Raw genomic sequence first — 18035 nt, 5'->3', positions numbered from 1 at the left:
CACATCCATATAAAAAAGATGAAGCCATTTTATGCTGCTTCATCTTTCTCGTCTGCTTTAAAGCGTGTTGTTTTATCCCATCCAATCGTTAAGCCTCTCACACGATGATAAAGATAAATCGCAAACGCGCGAATAAGTAAGATGACGAATAGTTGGGCATACGTAAAATACATAATTGCCCCAACAAATAGGCTTGTTAGCGAGAGCTGTTGATTTACTGCTAAACTGCTTATAATTTGGATGGAGTATACCACATAACTCATTAACCAAATCATCAATAAAGGGGCGGTCATTTCGGGAAAATTAATACCGAATAAGCTACCGACAAAAATAACATTTGAAGTAATTAAGAAAAATATAAATACAAAATAGGTTAAAAGATGTTGCAAACTATGGAAGAAAGTTTTACCTTTCCAAAAATGAATATCCTTGAAGCTCTTCTCTAGTAAATAAAGATTACCAATGAGCCATCTTGTTCTTTGTTTTAAAAAGGTTTGAAGATTCTCTGGTTCCTGTTCCCACGTTTGTGCATATGGAACAATCGGTAATACGTATCCCTTCTGGGTAATTCGTATCGTCAACTCTGCATCTTCCGCAAGTGCATACGGGTCATACCCCTCTAGCTCTTCAATGACAGAACGTCTTAAAAGCATATTAGTTCCCGGTAAAGAGCCAAGGTTAAACAATTTCCACCTACCGCTTTGCATTGTCAATTGAAATACTTGAAACTCTATTGAAATCATCCGCGTGAGCAAATTTTTATTTTGATTAAGGGTACGAACTACTCCGACAGCTCCGGCTGCATTCTCTGTTTGTTCTGCTATTTCTACTAGCTTTGTCACAGCATCCGAGTCTGGCTGATTATCCGCATCGTACACAAGAAAATAATCAGATTGGCTAATACTCAATCCATAATTAAGCACTCTCGACTTTCCCTTAGGTTCGCCAGGCGGGACCTTAATATAGTGAATACGCGAAAAGTTTTCTGCAAAACTTCTAGCCACTGCCGCTGTTTGATCTATCGACTGGTCGTCTAATAAGAATACATCAAGATGACCAGGATACCTTAATTTCATCATAACATTCAGCGTATCCTCAAGAATTAACCCTTCATTATGAGCAGGGATTAAAATAGCAACAGAAGGATATTTCAAAAGAGGTTTACGCTTTCTTTCTCTTTCCCTTTTATAATGCAAAACACCAGAGACTAATAAAATCGAATAATAAAAAAGCAAAAACCAAAAGAAAGCCATAATCAAGAGTAACACAACCTTAAACATTCGACTACTCCTCCAGCAACATCTGATAGACCTCGTCAAAATCGACTATAGCATAATCGCGAAATTGGATAGGTGGCTGAATCATGTTCATTTGCAGACGTAAATTACTTAATAGTCTGTTTTGAAATTTAATGACGCCTTCTTCATTCGTATTTTGCAAGAAAATAATGAAAGACGCACCCTCACTCATAAAGAAATCGAAATCACTCCGAATGGTTTCTTCTATTACATTTTGTACTAAGCCTTGCCAAGCTTTTTGCGTCACTCCATTACTTAAAACAGATACCTTTAATAGGAAACCTGTTTCATTCCTTCTATTCATTCCCCGCAATGTTATTTTGCTACGTTCATAAAACTCCTGTTTTGTAAGCATTAGCCCGTCTGAGTCCATATATTTTCTTAAAGCAACCGTTTCCGCTAATAATTCTTTCATGCGGATGTCCATACTTAAAAAGCTATGCCTGATAAAAAGGAGAGGGACAACAGATAATACATAAGATATAAATAAAGAAATCAATTGCATCTGATTAAAAACCGTTTGTAAATAACTGAAATAACATAATAGAAAACCATATAACACAGTGAGTGCACTTATAACTATATAAGACCATTTTGGTGAAAGGAAAAGTATAACCATAACACTAGCTAGTAGAACTGCCCAATGGAAAAAAAAGACCTCAAGAGATGAGGAGTGAATGGCGATCGCAAATAATAAGAAATTTCCTATCATAAAGAGAAACAATAATAAAGAGAAGTTAGCTTTCCGAATAATCATCCCATAGCCTCCGTGATCAAACTCAAACTTCTCTCATCATACTCGATTGTCTTACGATTTTCATTGCATAATCTTTGGTAAACTTTTATTTCACAACAGTTAATCAATCTTCCCAATAAAAATGCGCGTCAAAGACTTTGTATGGCGGTTCACTGAGTATTGTTGGGATGTCTATCTGAAAATCTAAATACTGATCTACATCTGCTTTTGTCAAAATAACATAATGATATGCTTCTACGATTTTTTTTATTGCCCAAATTTGTTTACTCCATGTCTCAGATGGCCATTCACACACAGTATGACTTGCTAAAAAGTCGCTACTTCCACTACTACCATGTCTCGTCATTTCACCTTTACCCATAATAACTACCGGCGCTAACCTTGAAATATATAACCATAAACCCTTCATAGATACTTCACCATTTGCTAATACTTCTTCCTCTTCCTTTTTCCAGAGAAACACACTAACATACGAGGCAAATCCACTGCCATAATGGTCAAAATCTGCTTCATACAACAACCCTTTTAATCCACCTATCTCTCCTACCAAATGGGAGATGTATTGTTCCATCTCGGTATCACCACCTTGTATAAAAGGGTAGAAATCACCCACTCGCTTTCCTTGAATAACCTTTTTTAAAAAATTTTCCGTAAGTAACGTCCTTTTATCCATTACTCTCATTCCTCCGCCCCATTAAGATCGTAGAATAATAGATATCGCCTATTTTTTTATCATCCTTTAATTCTCCTTCTACGATAAAACCAAGTCGTTCATACAGTGCAATCGCCTTTTTATTTGTTTCTAATACTTGCAGCGTTACTTTTCTAATCCCTTTTTGATCTGCCCATTGCAACATTACTTGAATAAGACTTTTTCCTATAGATTGTCCCCAATATTGTTTTTTCACAGCAACACCAAACTCCAATCGATGTGAAGTCCTCTTTAATTTGCCCCCTTTAGCTCTTAGGAAACCCACAAGGTGACCTTTGACTTCTGCTACTAAAAATATACTATTCTTTTCAACTGACTCAGATCGTATCATCTCTTCAAAATCTGCCGTACTTAAAAAATCTTCTCCTCGTTCCCTGTCAAAGCTATCCGTCTCACCGTCCACAATCAACCTTAACTGAGATAATTGTTCCGCATCCATCACTGTCGCTTTACGAATATGAAAAATTCTCGTTTCCATTCATTTTCTTCCTTTCTACCACTTTTGCAAACCTATACCAAAGTTGTAACGCTTCCTCTAAACCACTTGTACGGTCACAACAAAATTATCTTCTAACAATTCAGTACTATCTTCATGTACAACTAAGTGTAAAGTTTTCTCATCGGTTTTAAAAACATTTAACTTATCTAGATATTAAAAACGAATGAATTACATTAGAAAAATAATTGGAAGCATCCATTTCATCCTCATTCGCTTGAAAAGGATCTCTTATTTGTATGTAATCAGCAGGCATTTACTCGTTTTAGCCTAATTGACAGCATCCCTTCAGCCATATCCGCAATCTGGCTCCTCACTTTTTGCTGACGGAGACATTTTCTTATCACCATTAAAAAGAGACCGTATGCATACGGTCCCCTCTCCCGACTTTCTATCCATTTCTTCATTTTCATAAAAAAATCCTTTCTTAAAAACCAAATAAAACACTAATTAACCAGGCTGATGCATAAAATACCATAAACTGAACGCCTGAACCAATTCCGAGGATTTTATTCAAAAGCCCCCCAATTGCAGCCATTGTAAAGGTGAGTACGATACCGACTAATCCTGCTTCGTGAAAAGCCAATAAACAGGCTAAACCAATAAACATAGCAACGATTGCCTCTTGACTAATAAAGCGCATGACCAAAACGGTTGCCTTTCTCGCGTAATTCATTGAAAACGGATAAGCAATTAGAGTGGCAATGATAAGACCAATCGCTCCATATAAAAGAAAATCTAAAGGATCTAGGTAATTATGGAGATTATTAACCGGATCACTTGTAAACACTGGTGGTGCATTAAATAACGGCGATGCTGGTCCTAATGCAACAGGACTCAACGGAATACCAAATGCTATTAAAGGAATGATTGCTTCGGCAATATAGGTTGACTCTGTGACTCCATTCATTGTGGTTAAACTGGACGTTGATTTTTTATAAATCCCTTTCGATCTCGAACCCACAATTTCCCCCATTAAGGAAGTCATTCCTACAGGGCTAAATACAAATGTCAAAGAAGAAATAAAGCTTGTACCAGTCGTTTGCATCGTTTGCCTTTTTGTCAGTATTTTAAATGGATTAGGAAAAAATCCTGCCCATGATTTATTATCTGGTGCCAAATGATACTCTTTAGGACGATCTCTTTGAATGGTCTGTCGTGCATTTCCTGACAGTGCAAACAAAATATCAGTAAACATTGGACCAATGGCAATTCCTAAAAAGAAACTAATGGTTAAATGCTTATCTAATATGCTAAAACTTAATACATCTAAACTTTTAATAAAAAAAGCTAACGGGATAATCATCAAAACACTTACCCATTTTCCTTTTGAGAAAAAAGCAATTAAAATGGCCGCTAACGTAAAAATCAATCCTGAAGCTGATTTGAAAAAGTCAGCAAATTGTCCAAGGAATTGTCCTAATAAGACGGCTGTCGGTAAGGCGATAAAAGCACCAATCACACCACCCGATACCATTTTCCTTAATGCAATATGAGGCATCCCTAGCCTTCTTAAAGCAGAGGCATGATCAATTAATGGGACAGCAGTTGTATCTCCCGGAATACCCATTAACGCGGTAGGAACGGCATGAGTTAAGTGTTTGGCAAGTACAGCTGCCATAAAAAAGGCAAACACAGCTGCCGGGGGAGCTCCTAACAAGATAACTAATAAGGTAAATGGCACCATTATAGCCGTTTCATCTGTTCCAGAGATTAACCCAATTAAAGAAAATAGAATAGCACCAATTAAAGCTAAGCAAATAGATATGAGGAGAATACTCATTTCTTATCGTCCTCCCCAATTGTCCTAAACTTATCGAGAACGCCAAGTGCTTCCATTTCTTTTCTCGTAACAGGATCTTCTTCAATTAATAAATATTCTTCCTTTGGATCTAACTGCATATCTTTAAAAATCTCTTCCATACTTTCAAGAGAAGTTTCTTCTTCTGTCAGCACTCTACTAGGTTTAAATATAAAGGCACATAAAGCAAGTGATAATACACTACCGCCAATACCAAGCAATAAAGAATACGACGATACCATCTTTTCGCTGGCAAACAGAGGAAATAATCTTTCCCCTAAAAGGTATCCACTTAAACTAAGAATGATACTTATAATAATTGCTAGAATAATATTACGAGGTAAAACTGTATCACCTAATATTTCAAGATATTTAGGTGCTTCATTTATTTTATCTAGTTCTATGCTTTGCTTCCCCTTATCCACATGTAAATTAGGAGCCATATTAAATCCTCCCTTGTATCTCTTTTGTTAATTGTAGGATTCGATCAAACCTTACATCTTTTTCCTTTACTGCTTCAGCAACGACTCGACCAATCTCATCCCCTGTTGCACCAGCCATAACAGCTAAGTTTTTTGCATGAAGGGCCATATGACCTTTTTGAATGCCATCAGTTGCTAAAGCTCTCATCGCAGCTAGATTCTGCGCTAAACCAACGGATGCAATACAACAAGCTAACTCTTCTGCTGATTGAATATCTAATATTTTTAAATTTACTTTGGCAACCGGATGAGTCTTTGTAGCGCCACCAATAATGCCAACAGGCATCGGAAGTTCAATAGATCCAACTAAGTCACCTGCTCGATTTTCTTCCCATTTCGTAAGGGAACGATATTGCCCTGTTACTGCAGCGAAAGCATGGGCGCCGGCCTCAACTGCCCTTGTATCATTCCCAGTCGCGAGTACAACGGCAGATATACCATTCATAATTCCTTTATTATGTGTAGCCGCTCGATAAGGATCAGCATCTGCAAACTCGTAAGCGTTTACAATCTTTCGCACAACTTCTTCTCCACCAAGTAGATCCTTTGAAAATACCGCATGAGCTCTAGCTAATCGTCTGTCAGCCAAGTTAGAAATAATTCTAAGAAGCGCTTTTCCTGAAGTAATATTCTCTATCAATGGAGCAATTGATTCCGCCATTGTATTGACAGCATTCGCCCCCATTGCATCCTTTGTATCTACTAATAAATGAACCACAAGTAAAACCTCATTCACCGTTTGGATAATCTTTACCTCTATGTCTATTGCGCCTCCACCAATAGCTACTAGAGTTGGATCCTTTTCGTTGCATATTTTCAAAATTTCTGATTTCTTATCATACACCCTTAATCTTGCAGCATATGGATCTTCAACACCTATAACTTGTATCTGACCAATCATTACCGATCCACTTAATGATGCAAAAAAACCACCTTTATCATAGGATGCCTTCGCTGCATTACTTGCGGCAGCGACTACGGAAGGCTCTTCAGTTGCCATCGGTATAAAAGTGTCCTTACCATTAATTTTAAAATTCGTTGCTACCCCAACAGGAATTGAAATTGAACCTAACACATTTTCAATCATGGCATCAGCCGTACTAATAGAAAGGGGTTGTTTGCCAATAAGTATTTCCTTATCTTCCTCTGTCAAATGACACGCTTCTGATATTATTTGAAGTCTCTCCTCAACCGAAAATCGATGAAAACCAGATAGACGACTATTCATTCCATTCACTCCTTAGTACTTTTATTTAATATCATTCAACTAAGTTGAATGATATTAAATAAAATATTACACCCCCTTTCTGTAAAAGTAAATAAAAAATCTGAAAATTATAAAGGGTTTTGGAATCTCTTGAGAAGATCATCCAAAACCCTACTATTATCTTTCATCTGCTTGTATAAAAATGGTTAATACTTTTGCTTCCTTTTTTTCTACTGGTAAAAACACATGTGGAATGGTACCAGCAAAATACGCACTATCACCTTCATGTAATAAGTATTTTTCTCCATCATAAGAGAGATAAATTGAACCTTTTAATATGTATATAAATTCGTCTTCTAAATGTGTGTATGGACCTTCTTTAGCTGAGTCCTCCAAAACCGTCACAACAACTGGATCAATCTTACTGAACGGAGATCGATTAGCTAATGTTTCATATAGATAGCCCATTTCCTTATTGCCAACCTTTGTCGTGCGGCTTTGACTCGGAGAAAGCACTAAATTTTTACTTTCATTTTCTTCAAGCACCCAAGATAAGGGAATATCTAGTTGATTAGAAATTTTTAACAAAGTTGCCACAGCAGATGCTGTTTGACCATTCTCTATTTTAGAAATTAGACTTTTCGTTAGCCCACATTTTTCTGCTAAATCTTGTTGTGTCATTTGCTTGTTTAATCTAGCTTGCTTAACTCTCTTACCTATTTGCCTTAACTCGATTAGAAACCTCTCCCTCATATCTTTTAATAAAATTATATAATGAGGTTTGGATGGTTTCAAATAAAGTTTCATTCTTTTCAACAAAGTTGAATTAGAAAAAGGCCGTTATCCCACGACCTTTCTCCCTTTATTTTCTAAATATTTTTTTCATCCACTGTTTAAATCCAGCCTCAGTTTGATTCGCTTCTTTATAAACCTTACTTTGTTCTTGCACATAAATGTCATCTTGATCAATGGCATAATCATATGCGAGAACAAGACCAAGGTCCGAGTTGTAGTCCTTGTTCGTGACAATGGTAAATGACATATGCTGTTCAGACGCTAGTTTGGCATACTTCGATATGTCACGATAAGCAATATGACCATTTAAATATACGCGTGCTTGTTTATTTTTTGTCATCGCTTCTTTTACTTCTTTCATGATACCCGGTTTCCTTACTTGCGCCTGTGTCAAAGCGATAACGGTTCTTTCTCTCAATGTGCCCAGAAATTTTCTACGTTCATCTGGCTTCGTTTCTTTTTTTCCATAAATTCCTTGTGTAATATAATCATCAACCTTCTCAGCCATACCGTTATTACCTCCACCTCATCAATCAAACGTTTGATTAATGGATATGTTCGTTTTAGTATACGTGCCCATTGACTTGAACTCAACTCTTTCACTTAAGCGTATGAAAATTTGGGCAAAAGGTGATTAGTGGATCTGTAATTATTTACTTTTCTTTGGAGGATTTGGAATCGTAGTACAATCAGTCATGAGAGGAACACAAATGTACATTATCAATTATTCTAGACTGGACTAAAACATCCTAGAAAATATGCTTAATTGGATTTCGTTGTCCACTCAGGTTTGGTTTTTCTTTTGAGTGACTTGCTAATCTCGTTTGCTGCGCACTCAGCTTCCGGTTTTTTTCTGAGCGACTCGCTAACCTCGTTTGCTACGCACTCAGCTCCGGTTTCCCTTCTGAGTGACTTGCTAACCTCGTTTGCTACGCGCTCATATCTACTTTTCCTTCTGAGTGACTTGCTAACCACTTTTGCTACGCGCTCATTTCCTCTTTTCCTCTTGAGCGACTTACTAACCACTTTTGCTACGCGCTCATTTCCTCTTTTCCTTCTGAGTGACTTGCTAACCACTTTTGCTACGCGCTCAACTTCCGGTTTCCTTCTGAGTGACTCGCTAACCTCTTTTGCTACGCGCTCATTTCCTCTTTTCCTTCTGAGCGACTTACTAACCACTTTTGCTACGCGCTCATTTCCTCTTTTCTTTCTGAGTGACTTGCTAACCACTTTTGCTACGCGCTCATTTCCTCTTTTCTTTCTGAGTGACTTGCTAACCACTTTTGCTTCTCTCTCATATCCACTTTTCCTTCTGAGTGACTTGCTAACCACCTTTGCTACGCGCTCAACTTTCGGTTTCCTTTTGAGTGACTTGCTAACCTCTTTTGCTACTCTCTCATATCCACTTTTTCTTCTGAGTGACTTGCTAATCCACTTTGCTAAGCGCTCAGCTCCGGCTTTTCTTTTGAGTGACTCGCTAACACCTTTTGCTACGCGCTCATATCTACTTTTCCTCTTGAGCGACTTACTAACCACTTTTGCTACGCACTCAACTTCCGGTTTCCTTCTGAGTGACTCGCTAACCTCTTTTGCTACTCTCTCAGCTCCACTTTTCCTTCTGTGTGACTCGCAATCCCTATTTCTTTCCGCCCTAACGGCATTAGATTACTTTTGTAGCCACCTTCTCCTTTACACAAAAAAGACCTCCCCATCTAAAATAGGGAGGCAAAAAATTGGAGTTATTATTAGGGCAATACAAAAAATTACACTTGAACTTCTTCATCCTTCGTAAACTGTTCTTCTTCGGTTGAGCCTTTTAGTGCGGTTGTGGATGATGTACCACCTGTAATAGTCATGGAAACTTGGTCGAAATAACCTGTTCCTACTTCACGTTGATGTCTTGTTGCCGTGTAACCATCTGCTTCACTAGTAAATTCACGTTGTTGAAGTTCAGAGTAAGCTGCCATTCCACGATCCTTATAACCTAGTGCAAGTTCAAACATGCTGTGATTTAATGAGTGGAAACCAGCTAATGTCACGAATTGGAATTTGTAACCCATTTTTCCTAACTCAACTTGGAATTTAGCAATCGTTTCTTGATCCAATTTCTTCTTCCAGTTAAATGAAGGTGAGCAGTTGTACGCTAGTAGTTTACCAGGGAACTTCTCGTGAATAGCATCTGCAAATGCTTTTGCTTCTTCTAAGCTTGGCTCTGATGTTTCGCACCAGATAAGATCAGCATATGGTGCATAAGCAAGTCCTCTTGCAATTGCTTGATCTAAGCCTGCTTTGGTCCGGTAAAACCCTTCCGGTGTTCTATCCCCAGTAATAAAAGCGGCATCATATGGATCAACATCACTAGTAATTAAATCAGCGGCATTCGCATCGGTTCTTGCAATGACTAGTGTGGGTACACCCATCACGTCTGCTGCTAATCTAGCAGATATTAAGTTTTTCACTGCCGTTTGTGTAGGAAGTAATACTTTCCCTCCAAGGTGTCCACATTTTTTCTCCGAGGATAATTGATCTTCAAAATGGACCCCAGCTGCACCTGACTCAATCATGCCTTTCATGAGTTCATACACATTCAGCTGTCCACCAAAACCAGCCTCTGCATCCGCTACAATTGGCGCAAACCAATCAATTGATTCATCTTGTTCCATATGGTGAATTTGATCCGCTCTTTGTAGTGCTTGATTAATACGTTTCACTACATTTGGTACACTATTCGCTGGATATAAACTTTGGTCTGGGTACATTTGTCCAGAAAGGTTCGCATCAGCAGCAACTTGCCACCCGCTTAAATAAATCGCCTTCAACCCCGCTTTTACCTGCTGTACCGCTTGATTGCCTGTTAATGCACCTAAAGCATTTATGAAATCTTCCTCATTAATGAGCTTCCATAACTTCTCAGCCCCTCTCCGAGCAAGCGTATATTCGATATCAATTGATCCTCTTAGTTTAATAACCTCTTCTGCAGAATAAGGTCTTTCAATCCCCATCCAACGTGAATCATTTGCCCAAGCCTCTTGTAATTGTTTAACTCTTTCATTCGCCATCTGTTAAATCCTCCCTTTAATCATTTGAATAAAAAACCCGTCTTTATTGTTGTATTACAATAACCTCTTAACAATTTGTATTATATAACAGACAATCCGTTATTGGAACTGTTTTATTCAAAATAATCTGATATTATTTTCGACAAATATCGACAACAACGATCAAAACATTGATATACCAATGTTTTCAAAGGGATTATAATTTGAGATTGTTATAATACAGATTAAAAAACATTCAAAATTACAAACTAGAAAACTTTCATTTGTTTGGAATTAGTTCTATTTTAATGAAGAGTTGAAGTTGCTAATGAGGAGTCTTGAGGGTTTTGCTCTTTTGACTGTAGGAGATTCTTTAAGGATAGCGAAGAAAACCTCTTTTGCTTTGCTATTTTTCTTTCAATTTGTATGAGTAAACTCGCTCTGCTCGGGTATCTTTCCGGTTTCTGCAGATTTGCACGCGCTATCTCACTTTGTTCCGCTATCTTTCCATTTTCTCACACAGTTGCACGTGCAATCGCACTTTCCACAGCTATCTTTTCCATTTTCCCACACAGTTGCACGTGCAATCGCACTTTCCTACGCTATCTTTCCAGTTTCCCACACAGTTGTACGCGCAATCGTCTTTTCCCCAGCTACCTTTTCCATTTTCCCACACAGTTGCACGTGCAATCGGACTTTCCTACGCTATCTTTCCGGTTTCCCATACAGTTGCACGCGCAATCGCACTTTCCTACGCTATCTTTCCCGTTTCCAATACAGTTGTACGCGCAATCGTCCTTTCCCCAGCTATCTTCCCAGTTTCCCATACAGTTGCACGTGCAATCGTCCTTTCCCCAGCTATCTTCCCAGTTTCCCATACAGTTGCACGCGCAATCGCACTTTCCCCAGCTATCTTCCCGGCTTCTTACGGTCGGAATCGCTATCTCGCTTTCCTCCGCTATCTTGCCATTTTCCTACAATGTTATCCGAGCAAACTCTTTAATACTCGCTATCCAACCAGATTTCAGTAAAACTCTACTCATAATCCTGGTTAAGGATTGCCGAGTAATGTTTGTCATCCACTCACTACTACGTCAACTTTTGCCAGTAGATTTGGTAAAGGTACGTACATAAAAAAAGGCACTCACCGTATTTTTGGTGAGCACCCTTTGATTAGACAGATTAATACATTTCAGATGTTGTTTTTGCTTGCATGTGTAGCATGATGTAGTCAGGGCCACCCGCTTTTGAGTCTGTTCCTGACATATTGAACCCTCCGAATGGTTGGTAACCGACAATCGCCCCTGTACAACCACGGTTGAAGTAAAGGTTTCCGACATGGAAATCTTCACGTGCTTTTTGGATATGTTCACGGTTGGTTGTAATAACAGCACCCGTTAAACCATACTCCGTGTTGTTTGCCACTTCAATTGCATGGTCGAAGTCTTTTGCTTTTGTGAAACCGACAACTGGGCCGAAGATTTCTTCTTTCATGAGACGAGCTTCTGGGTCAAGATCAGCGAACACTGTTGGTTGAATGAAATAACCTTTAGAGTCATCGCCTTCTCCACCGGCTACTAATCTTCCTTCTTGTTTACCGATTTCAATATAACTCATGATTTTATCATACGCAGCTTGGTCAATAACCGGTCCTGTAAAGTTGCTTGTGTCTTCCGGATTACCAGCTTGTTTCTCTTTTGTAATTTCGATTACACGATTTAACACTTGGTCGTAAACATCTTCAACGATGACTGCACGTGAACATGCAGAACATTTTTGACCAGAGAAACCAAAGGCTGAAGCTACGATTGATTGAGCAGCAAGCTCTAAATCTGCTTCTTTATCTACAACAATGGTATCTTTACCGCCCATTTCAGCAATGACACGTTTAATCCAGATTTGACCATCATTTAATTTTGAAGCTCGTTCGTTAATACGAAGGCCAACATCACGAGATCCTGTAAATGATACGAAACGCGTATCTTTGTGATCTACTAAATAGTCACCTACTTCTGCGCCACTTCCTGGTACAAAATTCAGTACACCTTTTGGTAGACCGGCTTCTTCCATAACTTCTACGAATTTCGCAGCCACAATTGGCGTTGTAGAAGCGGGTTTTAATAGAACGGTATTCCCTGCAACAATAGCAGCAACGGTTGTACCTGCCATAATCGCTAATGGGAAGTTCCAAGGAGAAATGATGATACCAACGCCAAGAGGAATATAATCATAACGATTAAATTCATTTGGTCGACTGTTAACAGGCACACCATCTTTAATTGCAAGCATTTGACGCGCGTAATACTCTAAGAAATCAATCGCTTCAGCTGTATCAGCATCTGCTTCATTCCATGGCTTCCCTGCTTCCTTTGTCAATAAGGCAGAGAATTCATGTTTACGTCTACGAATGATGGCTGCTGCTTTAAATAACACATCTGCACGTGTTTCTGGCTTCACTTTCTTCCATGATTGGAAGGCTTTAACTGCAGCTTGCATCGCTTTTTCAGCTAGCTCTTGGTTCGCTTTTGAAACGCGACCAATGATTTCTTCTTTATTCGCTGGGTTTACAGAAACGATTTTATCTTCAGTAGAGATACGTTCTCCATCGATTAATAAATCATAATCTTGACCTAAATAACCTTTAACCGTTTCTAAACCTTTTAAATACCCTTCACGGTTTTGCTCAACGCTAAAATCAGTAAATGGCTCATGCTTATAAGATTGTACCATTTTTTCATCCTCCTATAAGTTCACATCAGTCATTTTGAAATGTTGCTACAATTGGCACATTTCAGACTGTGAAAAGATTAACCCTAACAATTATTATACTACCATAATTAGAGAAAATTCAGCAATGATTCTACTAATACTATTTTTAGAAAAATAATAAAGTTTCTATTAAATTGATTTTTTTCTCCTATTGATCAAGGATCTACCTAGTTGATTCACAATAGTATGTTAGTGATCAAAAGACCACTTCTTTTATGAACTGCACCCCAATTGTTAGACACTATCTACAACTATTGGAGGTGCAGTTTTTTTGTCCAAATTTACTGCGGAAATGAAGCTACAAGCCGTGACTCGCTATTTAAGCGGAAAAGAAAGTTACAGAGAAATTGGAGAATCTATTGGAATAGATCACAAATCGATTGTTAAATGGGTAAGACAATACAACTACAATGGTGCAGAGGCATTGGTGAAACGTTGTACAAGTTATACACAAATGTTTAAACTAGAAGTACTACAATATATGACTGAAAATGGTACTTCTCTATGTGAAACGGCAGCTATTTTTAATATCCCAGCGCATTCCACTCTAGCTGTATGGAAAAGAAAGTTTGAAACACAAGGGATAGATGCCCTTCAGTCACAGGAACAGGGGCGTCTATCCATGAAAAAAGATTCAAATAAACAAAGTTCTACTGACCGTTCTTTTGAAGCACTAGAAAATCGAATAAAACAACTGGAAATGGAAAATGAGTATTTAAAAAAGTTGAATGCCTTAGTTCAAAACAAGGAAAAATCACCAAACAAGACAAAGCACAAGTAGTCTATGAGTTAAGGCATAAGTATTCGGTGAAGTCACTCGTAAAACTCGCTGGCATTCCACGCAGCACCTATTATAATTTAGTAAAACGAATGAATCGACTTGATCCAGACACCGATATAAAAGGAGAAATCCAAGCCATTTATGAAGAACATGAAGGTCGTTACGGTTACCGTCGTATTCGGGATGAGCTAGTGAATCGTGGGAAAAAAGTAAATCATAAGAAGGTTCAACGAATCATGAAAGAGCTGGGTTTAAGATGCCTAGTGCGGATGAAAAGGTATAAATCTTATAAAGGCACAGTCGGTAAAATAGCGCCAAATCATTTAGACCGTCAATTTAGTGCGGACGCACCGAATGAAAAATGGGTAACAGATATTACAGAATTCAAGCTATTTGGTGAAAAGCTGTATCTATCGCCTGTATTAGATTTATTTAATGGTGAAATTATTACGTATACCATCGGTTCTCGACCAACGTATTCATTAGTTTCGGACATGTTAGAAAAAGCATTAGAATCCTTACCAGAAAGGCATCAATTACTCATGCATTCCGACCAAGGATGGCATTATCAAATGAACCAATATCGCAACTTGCTTCAAGCAAAAGGGGTTAAACAGAGTATGTCACGTAAAGGTAACTGTTACGATAACTCTGTAATGGAAAACTTCTTTGGGATACTGAAGTCAGAATTGCTTTATTTTAAGGAATTTGAAAGTGTGAACCACTTTAAACTAGAATTAGAAAAATATATAGAATACTATAATAGGAAACGGTTAAAGGGAAAATTGAAAATGAGTCCGGTACAATACCGAACTCATTTTGAACAAGTTGCCTCATGAAATAACTGTGTCTAACTTTTAGGGGTCACTACATTTATATTAAAGTGGTCTCTTGTTTTAAATACATTAATAAGTTGACTCGTAATTTCTATACGTCTTTCCTTTCCATAAAGTGACTAGAGTAATGATTAATCCAATAACAGAAAAGGACAAAATGACTAATTGGATATCAATTCCCTTAGACACGAGTAAAGTGACAGTGGCATAAGCCAACGGGTCAAAGCCGTTCATCGCTAAGAAAACAATACTCATCACTCTTCCCATAATCCTTGGGTCTGTATCTTCTTGTGCTGAAGTGAAGAATGGAATAGAAACAAATGTCATCGTAAATCCAATAAAGAAAGCTAAAGCTGTCAATATATACAAATTGGGAATTTGGCTAAATGCTATCGCAACAATTAGTGTTGCAATTAGACCAACAATAGAAGTGAACCCCCTACGGCGTATTTTAACCATCCCAATAATAGCAGTACTAACTAACATCCCCACTCCTAATGCTGATTCAATGTAACTAAGATTGATTGGTGAACCTCCGTACGTCTCTACTAAGATGGGAATCGCAATAGAAATCGCACCAAAGGCAAAGAAATTTAACGTGATTAAAATAAGAATGCCTGTAATCAAAAATTTGCTCGCTTTGACATAAGAAAACCCTTCGATCAAATCTTTCAGTGGTGTTTGTTTGACTGTATTGTCTACTGGACCTTCTTTTAAGAATGGTGGAAACATAAAGAAAGCAGACAACAGAACAATAATAGCTGAAACTAAATAACCTGTTGTTACGCCAGCGAACTCCATGATACTCCCAGAAATAATTGGACCAACAATAAAACCAATTTGACCTAACCCCTGAATGATTGCGTTCGCTTGTTTGATCTGTTGTACTTGTACCAACTTGGGAATTAACGAGGTTCCGGCTGGTCCAGAAAAAGCATCTAGTGTTCCAAAAAAGAACCCCAAAATAAGCAAATAAACAAATGTTAATTGACCGGCATTGTTTAGTAAAAAAATGAGTACGAGTAAAACACCTTGAATGGTACTCGTAGTGAACATAATGGTCGTCTTCTTATATTTATCAGCAAGTACTCCACCAAATGCCATCATAACTACTCTAGGTACAGTAATGGCAATGAGAATCATGCCTAGTGAACTAGCAGACCCTAAATCTGAAATTACAAACCAAGTAGTTGTCATGAAAAACATACTAAATCCAATAATCGCCAAAAAGCTACCTATAAATAAGAAAATAAAAGGTGTGTTTCTCATTAAAGAATATCGTTGTTCCATTCATACCCTGCCTCTCTCATTCTATCTACACCCAATCATAGAAGATAACGTAACGTGAGATGCAAGCTTTTTCTAATAGAAAATACTTTTTTATAGATGATTGTGGTTTAAAAGGGTAAGAAAAGAAGGCAAGAGAGATATTTGTTGCAAACTAATACTTGATAAAGCCTTCTAAGTTGAGTTAGAAGGCTTGTTTTCATTACCAAGAATTTGAGAGGGTACGTTATTGATGAGTAAACTACATCAACGTAATCCTCCTTTCAACCAAGCACGAGGCCGGTGCATGCCAACCGGGATTTGAATTAAGCTCGTTTTCCCTTTAGAAGCGAGTTCATAGAGTTGATCGCATTGACTGACAGAATAACCCAATAGTGGATGCCCTCCCAAATCTAAGGCAGACGCATGCAAGAGTAATCGTTGTGTTAGTAGGCCTGCCTCCATCTGTTGAATACGGTATCCTCGGTAACCCAATGAATCTTTGTAATGGCTTTTATCCCCTATTACATGCATACAAAGCGGCACTTGATATAAATTAACATTAGGCATCACTAAGCCCGAATGTAAAAACGGGCGATAATCACCTTCTTTCAATAGACGAAGCATATGATTTTCATTGTCATAAGCATAAGCCCCGTTCGGTATCCCCTCCACATTGTATAGGCTGCCGTATAAAGTTACACGCGCAGCAACATGGCCGTCGGTATCATCAAGATCGTGATGATAAGTGAAGGAACATGTCTCCTTTAGCAAGGTTGCTAGAGTCGTTTGCCTTATTTCCCCCATCATAAAGTCTGCATCTGGAGAAAACCGCTTCTTACAAATCGATGAGAAATCATATGAATAGTTTTGTGTATTTGGCAAGGTTATATCAGTACCAGAAGTGAATGTTTCACCCTGGCACCTTACCTTTCTAAAAGACACTGTTGAATCGAACATGGCAGCTTCATTGAGCTTTCTAAGTAACGGATAGTCCATAGTCTTTGACAGGTTATGAGGTAGGTGACCTAATTGCGCTATTTCGCCGCACAATGTATGGGAGGACACCATTTCTTTAGTCGTTTGGTCGATGGCTTTAGTTGATATCGGAATGACTGCGTACACACTTTCGTCTTCTTCAGCTAGACCTAGTAAATGATTCATTGCTCCGTCTAAAAACTGATAGCAAACTTTCGTATTGTAATCTAATTGATCTGCTACTTCTAATAATTGTCCAATGAGCACCCCAGTATCTAGTCCCTGTAATCGATAGGAAAAATGATTGTATTTATAAAAATTTTTCCAAAAGAAGGTTGAAATAAAAACAGTGCAAAAACAATCTTCAATCACTGTCCCCAAACTTTTGGAAACGAATGTATCAAAATTTCCCTCCCGTAACAAAATGAGGCGGTGATGAGCAACATCATAATGGTAGATGCCTGTTTTAGCATCTTCAAGTTTCATATATACATATATTTCATTAGGATAAAGCGCCCCACCGGAGGGGACAAATCTCCGCAATGATTGAGTGTCATGAGGGAGCCGGACATATTGAGTTATTCCATAGGTATACCATAGCAAATGCCCAATCTCCTTCAATGTAGGCATTAGATTTTGGTGAAGGGTTGAAGGTACATTAGCGTTTAACGGAATAGCTGGTAACCCACGGTACAATTTATACGGAAGGGGGGCCCCTTCCCAATCGACCTGCCAATCGGGTGGAGCAAGTTTCTCTGTATCAAAGTGGAGATTGTGTATAAATGTATCTAACTCCAATTCTTTCATCCTCCTCTCCTT

General features: G+C 38.2%; 15 protein-coding genes. 1 reads left to right on the top strand and 14 read right to left on the bottom strand.

Going from position 1 to position 18035, the window contains the following annotated elements; all coding sequences use genetic code 11:
• Window positions 1–29 precede the first annotated feature (29 nt).
• The 12 genes from MKY26_RS20460 to pruA all read right to left on the bottom strand — a co-directional run bounded on the left by MKY26_RS20460 (window position 30) and on the right by pruA (window position 13316).
• Window positions 30–1280 carry a glycosyltransferase family 2 protein gene (locus tag MKY26_RS20460; RefSeq protein ID WP_341054126.1) on the bottom strand — a complete coding sequence of 417 codons (1251 nt, stop codon included), beginning with the start codon at window positions 1278–1280 and terminating at the stop codon, window positions 30–32.
• Between the two features lie 4 nt (window positions 1281–1284).
• Entirely contained in the window at window positions 1285–2055 is a 771-nt protein-coding gene (locus MKY26_RS20455) for a hypothetical protein (RefSeq protein WP_341098461.1), read from the bottom strand.
• A 103-nt stretch (window positions 2056–2158) separates the two neighbouring features.
• Complete coding sequence (locus tag MKY26_RS20450) at window positions 2159–2728, bottom strand: hypothetical protein (RefSeq protein ID WP_095370691.1); 570 nt, start codon at window positions 2726–2728, stop codon at window positions 2159–2161.
• Window positions 2721–3245: a GNAT family N-acetyltransferase gene (locus MKY26_RS20445; protein ID WP_341054120.1), complete on the bottom strand. Its 525-nt coding sequence runs from the start codon at window positions 3243–3245 to the stop codon at window positions 2721–2723. Before MKY26_RS20445 ends, MKY26_RS20450 begins: the two co-directional genes overlap by 8 nt.
• Before the next feature lie 445 nt (window positions 3246–3690).
• The gene (locus MKY26_RS20440; RefSeq protein WP_095370693.1) at window positions 3691–5046 is read right to left on the bottom strand and encodes a tripartite tricarboxylate transporter permease; all 1356 of its coding nucleotides are present in this window, start codon (window positions 5044–5046) and stop codon (window positions 3691–3693) included.
• A complete protein-coding gene (locus MKY26_RS20435) occupies window positions 5043–5507 on the bottom strand; it encodes a hypothetical protein (protein WP_233435315.1) in 465 nt (154 codons plus the stop codon). Before MKY26_RS20435 ends, MKY26_RS20440 begins: the two co-directional genes overlap by 4 nt.
• Before the next feature lies 1 nt (window position 5508).
• Entirely contained in the window at window positions 5509–6774 is a 1266-nt protein-coding gene (locus MKY26_RS20430) for a hydroxymethylglutaryl-CoA reductase, degradative (RefSeq protein WP_095370694.1), read from the bottom strand.
• 156 nt (window positions 6775–6930) lie between these two features.
• Window positions 6931–7548: a helix-turn-helix domain-containing protein gene (locus tag MKY26_RS20425; protein WP_233435316.1), complete on the bottom strand. Its 618-nt coding sequence runs from the start codon at window positions 7546–7548 to the stop codon at window positions 6931–6933.
• Between the two features lie 67 nt (window positions 7549–7615).
• A complete protein-coding gene (locus MKY26_RS20420; RefSeq protein ID WP_095370695.1) occupies window positions 7616–8056 on the bottom strand; it encodes a YueI family protein in 441 nt (146 codons plus the stop codon).
• Window positions 8057–8310: 254 nt separating this feature from the next.
• Window positions 8311–9084 carry a hypothetical protein gene (locus tag MKY26_RS20415; protein ID WP_341098458.1) on the bottom strand — a complete coding sequence of 258 codons (774 nt, stop codon included), beginning with the start codon at window positions 9082–9084 and terminating at the stop codon, window positions 8311–8313.
• 227 nt (window positions 9085–9311) lie between these two features.
• Window positions 9312–10607 carry an isocitrate lyase gene (aceA, locus tag MKY26_RS20410; RefSeq protein WP_095370697.1) on the bottom strand — a complete coding sequence of 432 codons (1296 nt, stop codon included), beginning with the start codon at window positions 10605–10607 and terminating at the stop codon, window positions 9312–9314.
• A gap of 1161 nt (window positions 10608–11768) precedes the next feature.
• Window positions 11769–13316, bottom strand: a complete 1548-nt coding sequence (gene pruA, locus MKY26_RS20405) for an L-glutamate gamma-semialdehyde dehydrogenase (RefSeq protein WP_095370698.1) — start codon at window positions 13314–13316, stop codon at window positions 11769–11771.
• Between the two features lie 310 nt (window positions 13317–13626).
• Here pruA and MKY26_RS20400 point away from each other — a divergent pair.
• Window positions 13627–14975, top strand: a protein-coding gene (locus MKY26_RS20400; RefSeq protein ID WP_224935613.1) for an IS3 family transposase whose coding sequence is annotated in 2 segments (ribosomal slippage) — window positions 13627–14071 and window positions 14071–14975 — 1350 coding nt in all. Because the reading frame shifts where the segments join, the coding sequence is not laid out codon by codon here.
• Window positions 14976–15041: 66 nt separating this feature from the next.
• On the opposite strand, the gene MKY26_RS20395 is transcribed toward MKY26_RS20400, so the two are convergent.
• Together MKY26_RS20395 and MKY26_RS20390 are read right to left on the bottom strand one after the other, a co-directional pair.
• Window positions 15042–16262, bottom strand: coding sequence for an MFS transporter (locus MKY26_RS20395; protein ID WP_341098455.1), 1221 nt, complete (start codon window positions 16260–16262; stop codon window positions 15042–15044).
• A 243-nt stretch (window positions 16263–16505) separates the two neighbouring features.
• On the bottom strand, window positions 16506–18014 hold the full coding sequence (locus tag MKY26_RS20390) for a SagB family peptide dehydrogenase (RefSeq protein ID WP_341098709.1): 1509 nt from the start codon (window positions 18012–18014) through the stop codon (window positions 16506–16508).
• Window positions 18015–18035: the final 21 nt, after the last annotated feature.

Origin of the sequence: Cytobacillus sp. FSL R7-0680 (genome assembly GCF_038009245.1) — a bacterium.
Lineage (GTDB): Bacteria > Bacillota > Bacilli > Bacillales > Cytobacillaceae > Cytobacillus > Cytobacillus kochii.
This window is presented reverse-complemented; position numbering and strand designations above follow the sequence as displayed.

Bases quoted from the DNA above. Each gene is read 5' to 3' on its own strand.
- MKY26_RS20460 (WP_341054126.1), bottom strand. From the start codon at position 1,280: ATGTTTAAGGTTGTGTTACTCTTGATTATGGCTTTCTTTTGGTTTTTG.
- MKY26_RS20455 (WP_341098461.1), bottom strand. From the start codon at position 2,055: ATGATTATTCGGAAAGCTAACTTCTCTTTATTATTGTTTCTCTTTATG.
- MKY26_RS20450 (WP_095370691.1), bottom strand. From the start codon at position 2,728: ATGGATAAAAGGACGTTACTTACGGAAAATTTTTTAAAAAAGGTTATT.
- MKY26_RS20445 (WP_341054120.1), bottom strand. From the start codon at position 3,245: ATGGAAACGAGAATTTTTCATATTCGTAAAGCGACAGTGATGGATGCG.
- MKY26_RS20440 (WP_095370693.1), bottom strand. From the start codon at position 5,046: ATGAGTATTCTCCTCATATCTATTTGCTTAGCTTTAATTGGTGCTATT.
- MKY26_RS20435 (WP_233435315.1), bottom strand. From the start codon at position 5,507: ATGGCTCCTAATTTACATGTGGATAAGGGGAAGCAAAGCATAGAACTA.
- MKY26_RS20430 (WP_095370694.1), bottom strand. From the start codon at position 6,774: ATGAATAGTCGTCTATCTGGTTTTCATCGATTTTCGGTTGAGGAGAGA.
- MKY26_RS20420 (WP_095370695.1), bottom strand. From the start codon at position 8,056: ATGGCTGAGAAGGTTGATGATTATATTACACAAGGAATTTATGGAAAA.
- aceA (WP_095370697.1), bottom strand. From the start codon at position 10,607: ATGGCGAATGAAAGAGTTAAACAATTACAAGAGGCTTGGGCAAATGAT.
- pruA (WP_095370698.1), bottom strand. From the start codon at position 13,316: ATGGTACAATCTTATAAGCATGAGCCATTTACTGATTTTAGCGTTGAG.
- MKY26_RS20395 (WP_341098455.1), bottom strand. From the start codon at position 16,262: ATGGAACAACGATATTCTTTAATGAGAAACACACCTTTTATTTTCTTA.